The sequence below is a fragment of the Vibrio sp. Vb1127 genome, from assembly GCF_033338735.1.
GTDB lineage: Bacteria > Pseudomonadota > Gammaproteobacteria > Enterobacterales > Vibrionaceae > Vibrio > Vibrio alginolyticus.
Genome location: NZ_JAWOTF010000011.1, coordinates 140,773 through 157,227, shown reverse-complemented (window position 1 = coordinate 157,227; position 16,455 = coordinate 140,773). Strand labels below are relative to the sequence as shown.

At 39.8% G+C, this 16,455-nt stretch carries 19 protein-coding genes and 1 pseudogene; all 20 read left to right on the top strand.

Going from position 1 to position 16,455, the window contains the following annotated elements:
* Window positions 1-347: 347 nt before the first annotated feature.
* The 20 genes and pseudogenes from R7H07_RS15980 (at window position 348) to R7H07_RS15880 (ending at window position 16,327) form a co-directional block, all read left to right on the top strand.
* Window positions 348-1,028: an Imm49 family immunity protein gene (locus tag R7H07_RS15980; protein WP_225478347.1), complete on the top strand. Its 681-nt coding sequence runs from the start codon at window positions 348-350 to the stop codon at window positions 1,026-1,028.
* A gap of 143 nt (window positions 1,029-1,171) precedes the next feature.
* Entirely contained in the window at window positions 1,172-1,570 is a 399-nt protein-coding gene (locus R7H07_RS15975; protein WP_206959762.1) for a DUF6232 family protein, read from the top strand.
* 133 nt (window positions 1,571-1,703) lie between these two features.
* Window positions 1,704-2,111, top strand: coding sequence for a hypothetical protein (locus R7H07_RS15970; RefSeq protein WP_132937075.1), 408 nt, complete (start codon window positions 1,704-1,706; stop codon window positions 2,109-2,111).
* 157 nt (window positions 2,112-2,268) lie between these two features.
* On the top strand, window positions 2,269-3,888 hold the full coding sequence (locus R7H07_RS15965; RefSeq protein WP_225478318.1) for a Shedu immune nuclease family protein: 1,620 nt from the start codon (window positions 2,269-2,271) through the stop codon (window positions 3,886-3,888).
* 199 nt (window positions 3,889-4,087) lie between these two features.
* The gene (locus tag R7H07_RS15960) at window positions 4,088-4,621 is read left to right on the top strand and encodes a DUF6817 domain-containing protein (RefSeq protein WP_065274604.1); all 534 of its coding nucleotides are present in this window, start codon (window positions 4,088-4,090) and stop codon (window positions 4,619-4,621) included.
* A gap of 738 nt (window positions 4,622-5,359) precedes the next feature.
* A pseudogene (locus R7H07_RS15955) lies at window positions 5,360-5,836 on the top strand (GNAT family N-acetyltransferase).
* A 132-nt stretch (window positions 5,837-5,968) separates the two neighbouring features.
* The gene (locus R7H07_RS15950; protein ID WP_206959763.1) at window positions 5,969-6,589 is read left to right on the top strand and encodes an HNH endonuclease; all 621 of its coding nucleotides are present in this window, start codon (window positions 5,969-5,971) and stop codon (window positions 6,587-6,589) included.
* A 192-nt stretch (window positions 6,590-6,781) separates the two neighbouring features.
* Entirely contained in the window at window positions 6,782-7,159 is a 378-nt protein-coding gene (locus tag R7H07_RS15945; RefSeq protein ID WP_132937081.1) for a VOC family protein, read from the top strand.
* A gap of 630 nt (window positions 7,160-7,789) precedes the next feature.
* Window positions 7,790-8,734 carry an FRG domain-containing protein gene (locus R7H07_RS15935; protein ID WP_206959765.1) on the top strand — a complete coding sequence of 315 codons (945 nt, stop codon included), beginning with the start codon at window positions 7,790-7,792 and terminating at the stop codon, window positions 8,732-8,734.
* A 112-nt stretch (window positions 8,735-8,846) separates the two neighbouring features.
* A complete protein-coding gene (locus tag R7H07_RS15930) occupies window positions 8,847-9,251 on the top strand; it encodes a DUF1801 domain-containing protein (protein ID WP_206959767.1) in 405 nt (134 codons plus the stop codon).
* A 787-nt stretch (window positions 9,252-10,038) separates the two neighbouring features.
* Window positions 10,039-10,614, top strand: coding sequence for a hypothetical protein (locus tag R7H07_RS15925; RefSeq protein WP_132937086.1), 576 nt, complete (start codon window positions 10,039-10,041; stop codon window positions 10,612-10,614).
* Window positions 10,615-10,774: 160 nt separating this feature from the next.
* Window positions 10,775-11,146 (top strand): hypothetical protein, encoded by a 372-nt coding sequence (locus R7H07_RS15920; RefSeq protein ID WP_132937087.1) that lies wholly within the window; start codon window positions 10,775-10,777, stop codon window positions 11,144-11,146.
* Between the two features lie 142 nt (window positions 11,147-11,288).
* On the top strand, window positions 11,289-11,810 hold the full coding sequence (locus R7H07_RS15915) for a GNAT family N-acetyltransferase (protein ID WP_065274603.1): 522 nt from the start codon (window positions 11,289-11,291) through the stop codon (window positions 11,808-11,810).
* Between the two features lie 104 nt (window positions 11,811-11,914).
* Window positions 11,915-12,316: a DUF2007 domain-containing protein gene (locus R7H07_RS15910; protein WP_005377076.1), complete on the top strand. Its 402-nt coding sequence runs from the start codon at window positions 11,915-11,917 to the stop codon at window positions 12,314-12,316.
* A 143-nt stretch (window positions 12,317-12,459) separates the two neighbouring features.
* Window positions 12,460-13,068, top strand: coding sequence for a pyridoxamine 5'-phosphate oxidase family protein (locus R7H07_RS15905; protein ID WP_005377078.1), 609 nt, complete (start codon window positions 12,460-12,462; stop codon window positions 13,066-13,068).
* Window positions 13,069-13,209: 141 nt separating this feature from the next.
* Window positions 13,210-13,623, top strand: a complete 414-nt coding sequence (locus R7H07_RS15900) for an RDD family protein (RefSeq protein ID WP_031778951.1) — start codon at window positions 13,210-13,212, stop codon at window positions 13,621-13,623.
* 133 nt (window positions 13,624-13,756) lie between these two features.
* Window positions 13,757-14,317, top strand: a complete 561-nt coding sequence (locus R7H07_RS15895) for a sugar O-acetyltransferase (protein WP_005377080.1) — start codon at window positions 13,757-13,759, stop codon at window positions 14,315-14,317.
* 256 nt (window positions 14,318-14,573) lie between these two features.
* Complete coding sequence (locus R7H07_RS15890) at window positions 14,574-15,107, top strand: GNAT family N-acetyltransferase (RefSeq protein ID WP_005377081.1); 534 nt, start codon at window positions 14,574-14,576, stop codon at window positions 15,105-15,107.
* A gap of 153 nt (window positions 15,108-15,260) precedes the next feature.
* Window positions 15,261-15,902: an alanine--tRNA ligase-related protein gene (locus tag R7H07_RS15885; protein WP_206959769.1), complete on the top strand. Its 642-nt coding sequence runs from the start codon at window positions 15,261-15,263 to the stop codon at window positions 15,900-15,902.
* Between the two features lie 137 nt (window positions 15,903-16,039).
* Window positions 16,040-16,327, top strand: coding sequence for a putative quinol monooxygenase (locus R7H07_RS15880; protein WP_005377083.1), 288 nt, complete (start codon window positions 16,040-16,042; stop codon window positions 16,325-16,327).
* Window positions 16,328-16,455 lie beyond the last annotated feature (128 nt).

The window sequence follows — 16,455 nt, the reverse complement described above, 5'->3', positions numbered from 1 at the left end:
GGTATGCGGTGGTTTTGGTGTTGAAGTGCCATGCGGCAACTTGGTCATTGCGTGCTTCACCCCTTAACTGGGCGTTAACTAACTCCTTCGATCTAGTTTATAAATTAAAGAGAAATGTTTCTATGACATCAAAAGAACACTTTAAACCAATAGCTTGCCATGCAGATTACTTAAAAAAGCTCTCTAATCCATGTAGAATGAAATGCAAGCGGCTGCTAGATGATTTTAATTTTTCTTATAAAAGTGGGAAAATAAATCTACAGAGCATCAGCCTTACTGGCCTTTACCTTAGCGGGAGTTTATACCATAGTGTTGAGGACATAGAATCCAGCCTTAGAGCAATGGATATGCATCAGTACTTTGATATTAAATTAGTACAGTCACAGCTATTGAGTGATGGCGCGGCGATTTCGGTAGTGCTCCCTAAAGCGGAGGTGACTCTAGTAGCAAAGAAAGAGGAATACAATGGTCTTGAAGGTGCGCTATATCTAACCTATTTGAGTTGGCTATCTTTATTCTGTGAGCAGGTGAGTGACATCGAGTACCTTGCCAACTTAGCCGACCACCCAAACACTGAGTGGTATAATGTTCGGTCTCGTACCTTCTTTGAGCTCCAAATGGTCATGCTCGGAATAAAATCTGGTGACGTTAAGTCGTTAATTCAGAAGTTTATTGATGTAAGTACTCCTGAGTATCTTGAGGGTTTAGCCTTTGAACACGCTAACCTTGTCGATTTGCCAACGATTAATGTGATGACAAAAGTTCTAAATAAATCAGGTTGTGGTGAAGCGGAATATCAACAAGCGATGTATGAAGCGGTCAAAGGGCACCACAAGTATTGGAGTCAAAAAAAGTTAAAGGAAGAGCGTGTAGGCTATTTTGCTATGCCGTTACTGGCACTGGCAAAGCTTACTTACCAGAAATACGGTTTTCGCTTAGGGTTTGAAACGGATTATGTTCCAGAAGCGTTCTACACCCGTAATATGCCTGAGCCGAGCTATAGCTTTTTAGATATTTACAAATCGTAGTTAGTTAACAAACTGTTTAAGAGTGATTCGCAACGCGTGGCATTTTTACTATGCGTTGAATTTAGTGATTAAGGTGGTTTGCGGCGGCTTAGGTATTGCGTTGCTCACCCCTTAGCAGGGCGTTATACGAATAGAGGGAAATTATGTACAAAAATACTGATTTTAACTTGAATTCAAAAGAGTTCAGGTTTAAGAAAGACTCATATCCTTTGTCTAAGATAAGCAATGTTAGGGTTAAAAAGTTAAGTTTTCTTGATAATTTAGGTCAAGTTTTATTCTGGGTGTGTGTTTTTTCAGGGGCAGTTTGGTTAGTTATTCCAAGGTTGGAAGAGGTGCCACAATGGCTACTAGTTTTAGTTCTTAGTCTGACGGTTGTAGGTTTGGTTTTTGCTCTTTTTCGTTGTTCTAAATATGCACTTCAAGTCGAGTTTCGCCACATAGATGAAACGGGCGTTCAATGGGTTAATGTCGCTAAGTCATACTCAAAGTCAGATTGTGAGTTATTTGAACAGCAAGTGTTGGCACTGAAGAAATTCGTATAACAAATTGTTCAAGAGTGATTCGGCACGCGTGGCATTTTTACTATGCGTTGGCTTTAGTGGTTAAGGTGTTATGCGGAACTTTCGGTATTGCGTGCCTCACACCTTAACGCGGCGTTATAACTCAGGAGGAAGAGTGGAAAATTTCCCGATAGAAAAGCTCAAATTTACAAGTGCAAAGATTTCTGGTGTCGATGGCGACGTCTCACTTGAGATAGGAATAGAGCCGTTTGAACTTAGTCTAGACGACTATTCTGAGACAATAGAAACTGTAATTAGCCTAAACGGTATTAATTTACCTACAGAGCTTAATGAACTTACTGGTAGAACATTTACTTTCCCTGTAAACCCAGATGACGGGTATATTGATGGGTCAGTTTACTTCTTTGCAGCTCATAGTCCTGTTGATATCACTGAAATTAAATTTGGTGAATCGACAAATGGAAAGTTACCTATGACACTTGAATCCTCATGGGTACTGGAATTTGAGCTAACAGGGTTTAAAAACCTACATACAACAATCCACACGTATCTGAAGTTATAACAAGGCGTTTAAGACGGATTCACAACGCGTGGCATTCTCAGTTCAAATTGAGTTTTGTGCTTACGGTGCAATGGCTTAGGTTCGGTTGTCAGCGTTGTTAACCACTTAACGCGGCGTTAGCATGCAAATAGCGTCAATCAGGTTTTGAAGGATTATAATGAAACTTGTAACGAAAAGAGTAGAGAATTTAGGAACTCCTTCATCTGAAAATGGAGTTTTCTCAATGCTTAGTGAGCTCAGAAGAGAGCTTCTACTAGAGATTTCGGAAGGAGAAAAAAGGATAGGAAGTTCAGAAGAAATAAAAAGTTGGATTTTAGAGCACTATCAAGCCAACCCCTTAGTTGGTGATATGTATAATGCAATTTTAATGATAAAAAAAGATTTAGTTTATTCTGAAGGCGATTTACCACAGCTTGAGGAATGTAAGTCTAAGATATCTCAATTGGAAACATTACCTCTTCCTGAGTTTTGCTTTATAACTTCTCGTATTCAAGATGTAGAAAAAGGAGTGTTAATTCAAAGAGAAGAGCTTAAAGGCGCTGGTTTAGTCTATTCTATAACAATTTTCGATAGAGAGTACTTAACGAAGAAAGCAGTACGCCTAGAAATTCGAGTGTGTAAAAAAGAACCAGAGCCATTTGTTTCTCTTTTTACCATTAATGGCTGGATTCATATATCTAAGGAAAGTGTGCAATCAAATGAGTATGCCGTATTTGCTCTCCGATGTTTAATAGCCTATCACCGTTACGAGTATCCAGTATTAACAAAAGATTTAATAATTGTTGATGAACAAGATAAGCTTACTGATAATGACTATTTATTAGATTTAATAGTTAAGGCTCATAAAAATGAAATAAAATGCTATAAAGCAGAAGTTCCATTAAATATTATTAAGCCACGTGATATTGAATACGCATTATCTATTCCGAAAGAAAGAATTCAGTCTTACATTAACAAAATGTGTGATTTTGGCTTTTCTTTTTCTGAGTTGCTTATCTATGAAGATGGTAATGTTTTCATAACTGATGACGATTATCCTGTATACCTTGCTTATGCAGCAATGGATATTAGTATGGTTCCAGCGGTAATATTAGGTGAATTTAAGAACACTGATGTGAAAGTTTTGTCTGAGGGAGGAGGAGAGTTGATGCCTCCGATAGGTGTCGAAGAAATTGAAGACTCAGGTATTCCTATTAAAACTAAAGAACAAGCTCTTAGAGAGAAAATATCTAGTTTATGCCCCAAAATTTCTGATTCTACGAAACTGGAAAATAGATTTGTTCATTTCTGTAGACTAATTGGTAGTAGATCGACAAAAGAAAAAGAGCTACATGAATTTTTAAATAAAAATCCACAAATTTTAGATAGTCATATGGCCTCTATGTTCAGCGAAGTTAGAATAGGTCGCTATAGAGCAGACTTAGTTATACGTTATGAGCAAGTCGACAAAAAAGTAGTATTGGTTGAGCTGGAGCGTCATAGTGATAAAATATTTACGAAGTCCAACCGTATAAGAAAAAAAGTTACTCATGCATCTCAACAAGTGGAAGACTGGATTAACGAAATTAGATTAGGGACAAATAATGCACCGAAATGGTTAACGAATCAGTATAATCCTGAAGGTTTTGTCGTTATTGGTCGCTCAAAAGACCTCTCAGAAGACCAAAAACAAATTTTGTTTTCATTAAATGTGAATCGTAAGGTAAAGATAATAACCTATGATGATTTGTTGGAGCGAATGAAACGGCTTATGGGAATGATTGGTGGCTTAAACTAGTAAATGCATCTATGCCGTTATTAATATGTGTTCTGGCGTTCTAATAAGCGAATGCTAACAAATTGCTTAAGAGTGACAGCTAACCTTTGGTATTTTTGGTTTGGGTGAGTTTAGTGATTACGGTGGCTTTGCTTGAACTTAATGGTTGGTTAGCTGCACCTTAGCAAAGCGTTATGCGACCTAAAGGAAATGGATATTTATGGATAAGTTTGGAATGCTACAAGAGCTTGGTGCAGGTGACTTTCAACACCTTAACGGTTCATTGGAAGCGCACCTTAAAGGGACTGAAAATGTTCTGATAAGTTGGGGTAGTAGCGAGTTACTTCAAATTGCAGGTCTCTTTCATGCTGCTTATGGAACTGCGGGCTTCGATGAAAATATGGTGTCGCTAAGTCAGCGCCAAGAAATAGCACGAACTATTGGGTGTGATGAAGAAGCTTTGGTTTACTTGTACTGCTCATGTGACCGAGACTATGTATTTCCTCAATTTGGCAAAGTGCCAGAAATCCAATTTAAAGATCGATTTACTGGTTCAACATTCAAACTCGACAGTGCAACGGTGAAATTGTTTTGCGAGTTAACTGTCGCTAATGAGCTAGAGCTTGTTTATAGCAGTGAAGAGTTCAAACTCAAATATGGTGCTGAGCTATTTGAACTGTTCCAAGGTATGGACAACTACTTAAGTTTCGATGCTAGAAAGGCGTACAAATCAGCATTGTCGAATTTCGCATAACAAATTGTTCAAGAGGGATTCGCAACGCGTGGCATTTTCACTGTGCGTTGGTTTAAGTGATTAAGGTGGTATGCAGCAACATCGGTATTGCGTTACTCATCCCTTAACAGAGCGTTAGGGTACAAACGTAAAAAAGCCCACCATATCAACAGTGGGCTTGGAATTTAAGCTTCCTCTGCTTCACCTTGGCTAGAGTTACTTCTGTCGAAAGCAAACTCAAGTTTCAGAAACCAAGCGTGAAATGCTGCAGAAACACTAAAACTAATCTTCATAGTCAACGCCTCTAAGGGTTGGTGACTATCAGGCTTGAAGGTGTGTTTTGAGTTTCAGGTATATTGAAATTAGTCGTTTTAAGTTAAATTAGAGAGAGTTTTAAAATTAGTGTTTGTCTTCAATCTTATGAGCTTTAGCATCTTAAGCATTGAAATAGTAGTCTAGTTTATGTAGCTCTTTACTCTAATCTTTATTCAGTTATGTTAGTTTCAGTATCTTACTTTTGGTATTTAGTTACCTTAATTTTGCCTGACACCTCGCGGATAACCGCTTGAAATTTATACTATGCATTTAAGCACTCATGTCAAGCGAGAAGTGCCCTAACAAAGCGTTTAAGGCAGATTCGCAACGCTTGGCATTTTTGGTTCGATTCAGCTCTAGTGTTTACGGCACAATGTTTTAGGTGTGGTGGTGGCGTTGCTCACTACTTAACGCGGCGTTAGGTGCTTGAAGGAAAAGGTAAGTATGGAAATTACTTTTCAGCAGATAAACATTGATGATTTCGAATTGTGCGTTGCTGCGAGAAAAGATGCATACTTTTGTAGTTTTGGGCATTACGATGGTTTCGACGACTTCATCAGTGGGTATCGTGAATGAGTATTAGACCGGTTAGCAGCATCAGGATGGTTCTATATCCATATATTTGTGGATGGTCAGTTTGCAGGGCAGTTAGAGTTTCGTAGCTTTTCACCCGAGCCGGAGACTGGCTATGTGCATCTCATTTACTTAAAGCCGAATTTTCGTGGTTCAGGACTCGCTGCAAAATTGCAGGATTATATTGTAAGGACGTTGAGTAAAGCGGGTTGTTTGCGTGCTGTACTTTCAGTAAGCCGAACTAACCATCGAGCTCTCACATTCTATAAGCGCCATGGTTGGGAGTTCGTGCGCAATAATCCCAAGCACGATGAAACAGACTTTTACCAACTTTGGCTACGCACCTAACAAACTGTTTAAGAGTGATTCGGCACGCGTGGCATTTTTACCATGCGTTGGTTTTAGTGGTTAAGGTGTTATGCGGAACCTTCGGTATTGCGTTGCTAACCCCTTAACAGGGCGTTAGGCTCCGAGGAAGCAATGAGAAAGAAAGTAGAAGAGCGCTTAAATAGGCTTAATAAAGGATGCTGTCCAGTTCATGGGGGTTTTATGTCTCAGGTTGAAGGGTGGTATGAAAATGAGCAGGGTATAAACTACACCGTTGTCGGATGTTCTCGAAACGCTTGCAAAATTTTAGCAAGAGCTTTTTCTTATGACGGTCCTTGGGAGATTGATGAAAAGTACATTCATTTGTTTGATGAAAACAAAGTAGATCCAGATTTCCTCGACCATACTGTTAAACCAAATGACAGAAAGAGCGCCGTGAAAAAGTATAGGTCGGATGTTTTTAGCAAAACCTCCGGTTTTTGCTACTACTGCGGGGTTGGATTAACGCTTGAAACGCTAACTGTTGATCATTTTTTCCCCGAGTCTCGAGGAGGTAAAACAGAATTCTCAAATTTATTTCCGTGTTGTAAAACCTGTAATTCCTCAAAAGGAACTAAAGACATTGAGGAGTTTAGGTTTTTATGTCAAATGAGGGAGTTCAAAAAAGAGCACGGAGTAGAGTTCAATCGAGAGCAGATTAACTTTTTATCCAAAAGTGGATTTGACATTCAATTGAATCAACATGACTTTTGGTTCGAGGAAAACATAGCCTAACAATCTGTTTCAGAGGGATTCGCAACGCGTGGCATTTTCACTATGCGTTGGTTTTAGTGTTTAAGGTGGTGGTATGCGGCGGCTTGAGTATTGCGTTGCTCACCCCTTAACAGGGCGTTATGTTAAATAGTGCTTCAAAGCCCACAGGTATTCAGCTAATCTCTTGTTCCACACAATATCTTAGGTATATACATGATTGATCACGTTACAATTCCCGTTAGTGATTTAGAAAGAAGCCGGAAGTTTTATGAAGAAGCTTTTAGTCCACTAGGGTACAAAATTGCATTTGGTGGAAAAGGTAAATTTTGGGCTTTCGACCTCGGTAAGGGCTTCTTATTCGAGATCTGTAGTGCTAAGGCTGAGGGTGCTTTAACGAGCTTTCATATTGCCTTTCGTGTGGCGAGTCAGCAAAAGGTTCGAGAGTTTTATGACTCAGCTATTTCAGCAGGAGCGCGAGACAACGGAGCTCCAGGACCGCGACCTCACTATACCGAGAACTATTATGCATGCTTCGTTCATGATCCAGATGGTCATAATATTGAGGCTGTCTTTGACACCTGGAAGTCTTGATGCAGTTGAAAATGCGGTAAAAGTTTAATGTAAAACACGTGCTGAGTTTCAACATAACAAACTGTTCAAGAGGGATTCGCAACGCGTGGCATTTTCACTATGCGTTGAGTTTTTGTGGTGAACGTGGTCTGCGGAAGGTGGGTTTGTATGGCATTCACCCTTAACGCGGCGTTATGAGCCACCATGAAAAATGCAGAATAGAGTGGAATAGATGGAACGGAAAAAACAGGTTCAGTGGCTAAAGATTCAAAAGGGAGGCTTTCTCAGACACTGTCTTACTCATGGATTAGCTTTCTGTGTACCATTTGTATTTGGTACTGCATTTGTTCAAAACGATTTTTACTTGAACTTGTCGCCTTTTATTTCGTACCGGCTTTACTTAGTTACTGTCATTGGCGCGGTATTTCTCGCAAGCAGTGATTGGATTTTTAAGAGTAGGCAGTATCAAAAACACAGAAAGAATCTATTGCGAAAAAATGTCTCATAACAAGTTGTTCAAGAGTGATTCGGCACGCTTGGCATTTTTACTATGCGTTGGTTTTAGTGGTTAAGGTGTTATGCGGGAGCTTCAGTATTGCGTGCCTCACACCTTAACAAGGCGTTAAGTTTCATTTAATTCGGAGTAAATAAATGTGCAATATTAAAGTTCCAGATTGGAATTGTGGAAAAGCATTCGCGACGGTACGAGTCAATAATTGGTATGAGCTTGAAGCACTAATTGAAAAGGACTTTCTTGATTGGAATGAATATGTTTTTCGAGGACAAAAAAGCTCCAATTGGCCGTTACGTTCAAAATTCGATCGTGAATATAGGTTAGCCCTAAAAAAGCTAGATGAAGCAGAGCCTTCTAAGGGGTTATCAGAGCAAAATATATATCTGGTTGAAAGGAATCTGAATTTGAGTCTAGATCCTAGAAATGAAGTGTTAGATAGGCTAATAAGCACATTTAAAAAGGCGTGTACAGGTCGTCGCGGACAGTTACCTAAGACATTGTCAGATATTGAATGGTGGGCATTAGGTCAACATTTTGGTTTAGCAACCCCTCTCCTAGACTGGACTTTATATCCTTATGTTTCAGCATACTTTGCGTTTAGTGAAGCAGATCCAGATGAATCTGGTTGCCGAGCTATTTGGGCTTATTCGCATGATGGGATGATGGAGATTTTTATTAACTCGCCAGAGTACTGTCATAAGGAAATAAAAGAATCTGACACTATTATGGTGCTCTCAGGGTTAACTGATGAAAACTCCAGAATAATTAGTCAAAGTGGTTTGTTTACGCGTATACCAAACGGTGAAGATATAGAAGAGTTTATTGAAAATAATATCGACTTAAATGGGATGGCCCCAATTCTTTACAAAATAGAAATACCGAATACGCAAAGAGAAGCGTTTTTACGTCATTTAACGGTTATGAATATACATAGCGGCTCTCTTTTTCCTGATCTTGTTGGTGCTGCTGAATTTGCAAATCGTAGCCTCGAATGTGAATCGGAAAATTTACTCTGGAAAGCGACACCAGCTTTTACCAAACGGATGCTTAGCAATGGAGCATATCACGATAACAATAAATGAACTTAACAAAGCATTTAAGAGTGATTCGCAACGCTTGGCAGTTTCGCTTAGCTCAAGTATAGCCAAGCGTTGCTCACACCTTAATACGGCGTTATGTGAATAGAAGGTTCCAGTGAACAAGGTAGTCAAAGAGCGCTTCGAGGAATATCCGGAAAATGCTCGTATTAGGCTAGAGGAGCTACGAAATCTAGTCTTTCAAATCGCATCTGATTTGGAGCTGGGTGAAGTCGATGAAACTCTAAAGTGGGGTGAACCCAGCTATAGTGTAAAAACAGTCAGCCCGCTAAGAATGGACTGGAAGCTGAAATCCCCTAACAATTATTACCTGTTCTTTAACTGCCAAACTAAGTTAGTCGATACATTTCGAGAATTGTATGGTGAAGAACTGGTGTTTCAGGGAAAAAGAGCAATCGTTCTGTCCATATCGCAAGTGTTGCCAGAAACAGCAATCAAGTCCTGTTTAGAGTTGGCTTTAACTTATCAGCAGCGTAAAAATTTGCCTCTTTTGGGCGCGTGAAAAAATTCACATAACAAAGCGTTCAAGAGGGATTCCCCACGCTTGGCATTTTTGGTTTTAATCAGTTTTAGTGTTTATGGCATAATGGTTTAAGTCGGGTGGTGGCGCTTTCCCCCCCCTTAACGCGGCGTTAGTCGCCAGAAAAAGTTAGCAATCAAAATTACGTTTCTAAGCTTAAAATTTAGCTGATGATCGTTTGATACGCCGGTGTGTCGTCGATGGTCAAAACTCAGTTTCAACAGCTTCAAATCCAAAGTTTTGTAACTGTCCTAGCTGCTGTTTTGTACTTCGGTGCTGACAGAGCAGGGCAATCAAGAGTCTGTTTTTGGTTGCAACGCCACTCGGTGAGTTTGTTGGTACAAAAGCCGATTTACTCTCTGAAATGACGTTTTCTTTGGTGTTGTAAATTCCACTTGGTTTCAGTGACTTTGTTGAAAGTCCGCACTGTTAGATTGGTTTTCAAAAAGCGCTTTTTGGGTGTTATCAGTCCGTTTTCTGCGGCGTTTGCTGTTCCAATTGGTTTCATTGAATAGTCGCTTTGAGACTACGCCAGACTTAAGTGCATCAAAGCACATAAAGTTTGTTGTTCGCAAAGTTTAGTTTGGCTTAAAATTATCGCTCGGTGCCTCGTGACTAACAAACTACTAAAGAGTGATTCGCAACGCGGGGCATTTTTACTATGCGTTGATTTCGTGATTACGGTGGTATGCGGTAGCATAGGTATTGCGTTGCTCACTACTTAACGCGGCGTTAGGCGTCTATGAAATGGACTATGGAATATTAGCTAATGAAACTCGAAGAACAAATTGAGAAGTTATCAGACATAGGGTTGTCGTTGAATAAAGGTGTGACTATTAACGATTTACTCCTTTCATATTCTAGAGAAGAATACGAATCGAACCCTTTTGATTTAATTCTTTTTGTATACGGAATAGAGATTGAAGAAGAACCATGGGGACGGTTTGTTTGTGATCAGGCGTGGAATTTCGATGCAGAGGCGATTGAAGAGGATGGTTCCTATATTGAAATAGTAAAGCAGTTCCATCGAATCACAGGCAGAACTAAGGACTTAGAGGGGCTGCGAGATACTGTAAACCTAGAAGAACATTATGCAGAGCTCCAATATTCAGTTGATGGTGTTAAAAGGTTGCTAAAGCCTGAAATAGACGATGATTGGGCTGATGCTAAAACTATCGAAATTATACTAAGCGATTTACGCCAACCGGGGTTCGATTTCTATCCAAAGGATAATGGACAAGCCAGTATCTGGTTCTATTTGTCTGAAAGTCAGGCTATAAAGCTAAACCAACTCGCCAATAATGTGTTTAATTTAGAACGTAAACCATGGTGGAGAGTATGGTAGTTATCAGTGAGTTCAAGACGTCTAACAACCGCTTTAAGACGGATTCGTAATGCTTGGCGGTTTTGGTTTGAATTGGTTTTAGTGTTTACGGTGTAATGGTTGAGTGTTGTGGTCGCGGTGCTCTCCACTTACGTGGGCGTTCTACGAATGAGGAAGATTCGTGAAAAAGTGGAAGTTTGTATTCTGGGTAATGTGTTTCTTAACGGTTTTAAGCATTCTTCAACTCCCATTTTTTAAAGAGTTAAATATTGGAGCATTTATAGGCTCATTTGTATCCGCAATATCTCTTGTCAGCTTTTACGGCTTTAGTTATCGAGTTGCCGTCGGTAGCAAAGTGCTAGCGATCATCATCTTTGGGATAAATGCACTTGCTATGCTGGGCATTGCAATATTTAGTGTGTTCTTCTTACTGACTTATCTAAGTCCAGGAACCTTGTTCTTTTTTGTTACAGGGATGGGACTGATGCTTGTTTACCTGTACCCGCTGTATATGTATGCATTTAAATCTACAGAGATTTGGCAACTGGAGTAATTAGCATAACAAACTGTTCAATAGCGATTCGCAACGCGTGGCATTTTTACTATGCGTTGGTTTTCGTGTTTAAGGCGGTATGCGGAAGGCTCGGTATTGCGTTGCTCACCTCCAAAAGGTCATTAATACTCAAAGGTCAAATATGGATATTTACCCAGAAATCGAGTTATCTAAAGCGCAGCATAATGCAATTGAAGCTCTTAGAAACAAGTCGTTTCCTGAACATCAAGTTACTCGCTCTTACTATAAGCAACTCCCGCATATGAGAGTTCTGAATTACGAAGGTGATCAGTTAGTTGGTTACATGGGATTAGACTACAGAGTTGTTCGCGTTGGTGATGAAATTTATAAAGTATTAGGTGTGAGTGACTTTTGTGTCGAGAGCACAGTTCAAAGACAAGGTATTGGCACAAAAATGTTGTCTCAACTCAGCGAGTATGCGTCCACTAAAGATGTCGACTTCATCATTTTAGTCTCCGATTTGGAGCGTTTTTATGTGGCTAATGGTTATATGCGCCTTAACTCTCTAAGTTCTTGGTTGCGAGTTCACGAACATAAAAATTACGGTGTCGCTGTAGAGCAACTAGATGATTTATATGTTAAACCTATCAGCGGTAAAACTTGGGCTGTTGGTCATATAGATTGGTTAGGGTATATGTACTAGTCTGTAGTGGGCTAATAAATTGTTAAAAAAGAAATACTACACGTGGCATTTTCAATTAGCGTTTCTTATACGTTACGAGAGCGCTTTCCCACAAGGAGTAATATGTGATTGTAGTAGCAAGGTTTTCTTTTCCTCATGAAGCTCATATTGCGAGAGCAAGCCTAGATAGTGTCGGAATAGAAAGTTACATCGCTGACGAGCACACGGTAAATACTCAGTGGCTTTATTCAAATGCAATAGGCGGCGTCCGTCTGATGGTGGCCGAAAGTGATGCAGAAGATGCGAAACAAATACTTAGTAGCGATTTCTCAGAATCATTGGGAAATGAAGTTGACGTTGATGAAGAAAAAGACGTTTGCCCTAAATGTGGTAGTAAAGATCTATTTGCATTTACAAAAGGTAAACGCCCAGCTTTCTTAGTTTTTATTTTACTGGGTTTTCCACTGTTTTTTTACAAGCATGGTTATAAGTGTAAGCAGTGTGGGGAGTTTAGTGAAAAACTTTAAATCTTCAGATAACAAGGCATTAAAGAGACAACTTGTACTCGTAGTATTTTTACGATGAGTTAGGTCTAGTGCCTATACAAGAAGTCAGAGTTACTGCTTGCTTACAAGCAAAGCATTATACGATAGTGAAGGAATAACATTGAATGAGTGAAATTAAAACAATAGAGCAGTTAAAAGAAATTTACGCAGAGCCAAGTGCGAGAGCTAAAAATAAAGCTCTGCCTGTGCTGGATGTTCATGCGATTACATTAATTAATAACTGCCATTTTGCAGTTCTAAGTACCGCTGATTCACAAGGGCATATCGATCTTTCTCCTAAAGGAGGGGAGCCTGGCTTCGTAAAAGTTTTAGATGAATCAACATTGTTGCTCCCTGATAGCTCGGGGAACAATCGTATCGATAGTCTAAAAAATATCATTAGTAACCCCAAGGTAGGGTTGTTATTGATGGTAAATGGTATTGATGAAGTGCTCCGTATTAAAGGAATCGCAAGTATTCACACCGACGCCAACTTGATATCTGCTTGCCCCGATGGAAGTAAAGATCCTAAGGTTGTTATCAAAATAGTCATAGAGAGTATGTACTTTCATTGTGCGAAAGCGGTGATGAGAGGGAAACTTTGGTCTGATGACTATAAAGTAAATCGCTCAATTCTCCCTTCATTAGCTCAAATCTTTAAAGATCAACAAAAGTTAGAAAGTAAAGCGCTTAATCAAGAAGAGATGTTGAAATATTACCAATCTAGCCTTTAGAACAAGCGTGGTAATATATTGAAAAGATAGAAAAATCAGATTCGACCGTACTATGCGGAAGTATGGATTAGGTTTAGTGGGGATGTTACTGTCTCAATAATGTTAGTTCACCAATAAGCAATTGTTAGTCCAAATTTTAGAATGAAAAATGCAGAAAAATTTACTCTAGAAAATTACGTTTTGGCTAGTCCGGGAGTTAGGTGTGTTGGACAAATGATTGATCTTTTTGTCAGTTTTAGCATTTTTACTCTCGTTTTATGGGTCGGCTTAGAAATCGGTATTGAAAAAGAGCTTGTGCGCGCTACAGCAGTAACTGCGACTGTATCGTATTACCTTTTTTCTGATTGTTTACCAAATGGTCAAAGTGTGGGTAAAAAACTTTTGGGCATTGCAGTTATAAGTGCAAGAACGGGTAAAAAGTGCAATATTTTTCAGTCGCTCTTTCGAAATGTTATTACTCCATTCTTCGGTTTTATTGACTCAATTTTCATTCTTGGTAAAAAGAGGCAACGTCTCGGTGATAAGTTAGTGAGAACGGTGGTGGTAGTGCACTAGTTTGTGATAGCGCTGAGGACTAGGGTTCAAGTCGGGCTTTGTTTTCGTGGTGGAACAGCCTCGCTTAGGAGGTAGCGTTACTCACATACTTAATGTAGCGTTGTAAGAAAATTGGTATTGGAGTCCAAGTTTTATGTCAGAAAAAGAGAAAATGTTAGCAGGTGAGCTTTATGACCCAAGTGATGAAGAGTTATTAAAGTTAAGGTTGAGCGCTAGGTTACTAACTGAAAAATTGAATGCCACGTCCGTTGAGCATAAACAAAAGCGAGTTCAAATAACTAAGCGCTTGTTCGGCACAACAGGGGACGATATTCATGTTGAATCTTCTTTCAATTGCGACTACGGATCCAACATTCACGTTGGAGATAATTTTTACGCTAATTTTGGTTGTGTGATTTTGGATGTTGCGGAAGTTAAGTTTGGTGATAACTGTTTACTTGGGCCTCAAGTTGGCATTTATACTGCGACTCATCCCTTAGATCCTATCGAGAGGAACAGTGGTTTAGAGCTAGCAAAGCCCATAAACATTGGTGACAATTGTTGGATAGGTGGCCATGCCGTAATCAACCCTGGCGTAACACTTGGGAACAACGTGGTGGTAGCCTCTGGCGCAGTCGTTACAAAGAGTTTTAGAGACAATGTCGTTGTTGGTGGCAACCCAGCCAGAGTACTGAAGGAAATCGTCACTAAGTGATAATAAAGTATATGGACTATTTTGAGCCTGAGTTTAGGACTTGTGATCAACTCACCCCAAGCTTTGATGCGTTCAACGGTTACTTGTTGACGCACTTGAATGTCTAAAATTTGCTTCAATACAGAGTCGTTACACGTGGCGCTTTTGTCGTGCGTTGAGCTTGTTTAAAAGTCTCATACGAAATCATTTGTATTACGTGTCTCACACTTTTATTGGATTTTCGTCACCAATAACAAACCAAAAGGCTGACCCCAAAATGTTAGTAACAAAGATTGAAACGGAACGATTAATTCTAAGAGAGCTAGTTGAAGATGATGCAAGCGAATTGTTTGACATCTTCTCAGACCATGAGGTCATGAAATATTGGAACTCTGGCCCTTGGGTTTCAATTGAAGAAGCGCGGACATTTATAGCCAAGAGTACACAGGCCATGAATAGCAATACAGAAGTGACACTAGGCATCTTCCTAAAGAGCAATGGCCAACTTCTGGGTAAGATAATGCTGTTTAATCACGTGAAAGAGTCTAGGCGCGCAGAAATTGGCTTTGGCGTTAGTCGTCATTTCTGGGGTAAAGGCATTGTATTAGAGGCGGGAACTGCATTAATCGAACACGCCTTCAAAACACTGAATCTACGTCGAATCGAGGCTGAGATAGATCCAGACAATGCTTCTTCAGGTAAAGTCTTGGAACGGTTAGGTTTTATAAAGGAAGGTTTCCTAAGGCAGCGTTGGGAAGTGAATGGAGTAGTCTCAGATTCCGCAATTTACGGGTTGTTAGCTAACCCCTAGGCAGCGTTTAGTACCCGGCCTTAAAAGCATCTAATAGATCTAGCCTGCTCGTACTCAATACACAGCCTTACACTTGACGGCGAGGTTTCTTGAATTGACTTGGTGGTCACTGAATGTACTATCAAGGATAGGACTTACTGCAAGGATAGCAGCATGAGCGAGAAATTATTTTGGGTTAATCCCTACCAAACAGAACTTAACTCAAGAGTGACCAATGTAGACGGAAATAAGGTTGAATTGGACCAGACTATCTTCTTTGCAGAGTCTGGAGGCCAAGAGAGTGATAAAGGAACGATTAATGGTATTCCGGTTTTGATTGCTCAAAAGTTAGGTGTTCGACTTATTTACACATTGGAATCCTCTCCCAATTTTACTCTTGGTGACATTGTAACTACGAATATTGATTGGAAGCCTAGATACGCCTTAATGAAGCTACACTTTGCGGCTGAAGTGGTGCTCGAGATGTTTTATCAGCGTCGGGAAGGCATTGTTAAGATAGGCGCGCATATTTCTGAAAATAAGAGTCGCATAGATTTCGAGTGGTCTGAAAGTATTGGCCCGCTATTGAAAGAAATTGAAACTGATGTGCAAGATTTGATTAACTCTGATTCAGTTATTATTAGTGACTTTTCCGATCAAGAGAGCGAAAGAAGGTATTGGAGAGTGGATGGGTTTGCGCAAGTACCTTGCGGTGGCACTCATTTAAAGCGCACATCAGAAGTCGGCCAAATTCAATTAAAACGCAAGAACATCGGTAAAGGCAAAGAAAGGGTAGAGATAACCTTATGCTCGTAAGTCGATAGGGCATTAGAAATAGATTCCTAACACGTGGCATTTTAATTCATGTGAGATTCACATTTGCGATATGATGGTTGAGATTGAGGGCGTGTTGGCTACTTCTTAACGAAAGGTTACAGGGGCGAGAGGATGATATGTCGAAAGTAACATTGAAAGGCTTTATTTTAGTTCCGGAAAAGGATTTAGAATTAGTAAAACATGCGTTAATAACTCACAAAAGGCTCACGTTAGAAGAGCCGGGCTGCCTTACTTTTCTTGTGACTCAAAGCTCGACTAATCCTTTTCGTTTTGATGTCTATGAGGAGTTCGTCGACAAAGCCTCTTTTAAGCAACATCAGGAAAGAGTTCAAGCCTCACATTGGGGAAAAGTAACTGCCAATGTTAAACGTCAATACGAAATCTTTGAATGTGTGCATGACTAATCGAATCGGAGTGATTTAGAGCGTTTACGCTTTGTTTTTTAGGTTGTTCTACGCTCTACTATGTTGCTTTATTCATCTATTAACCTGGCTTAGTGTTCCTGATACTTTGCCGTATTAAATCTAGAAAT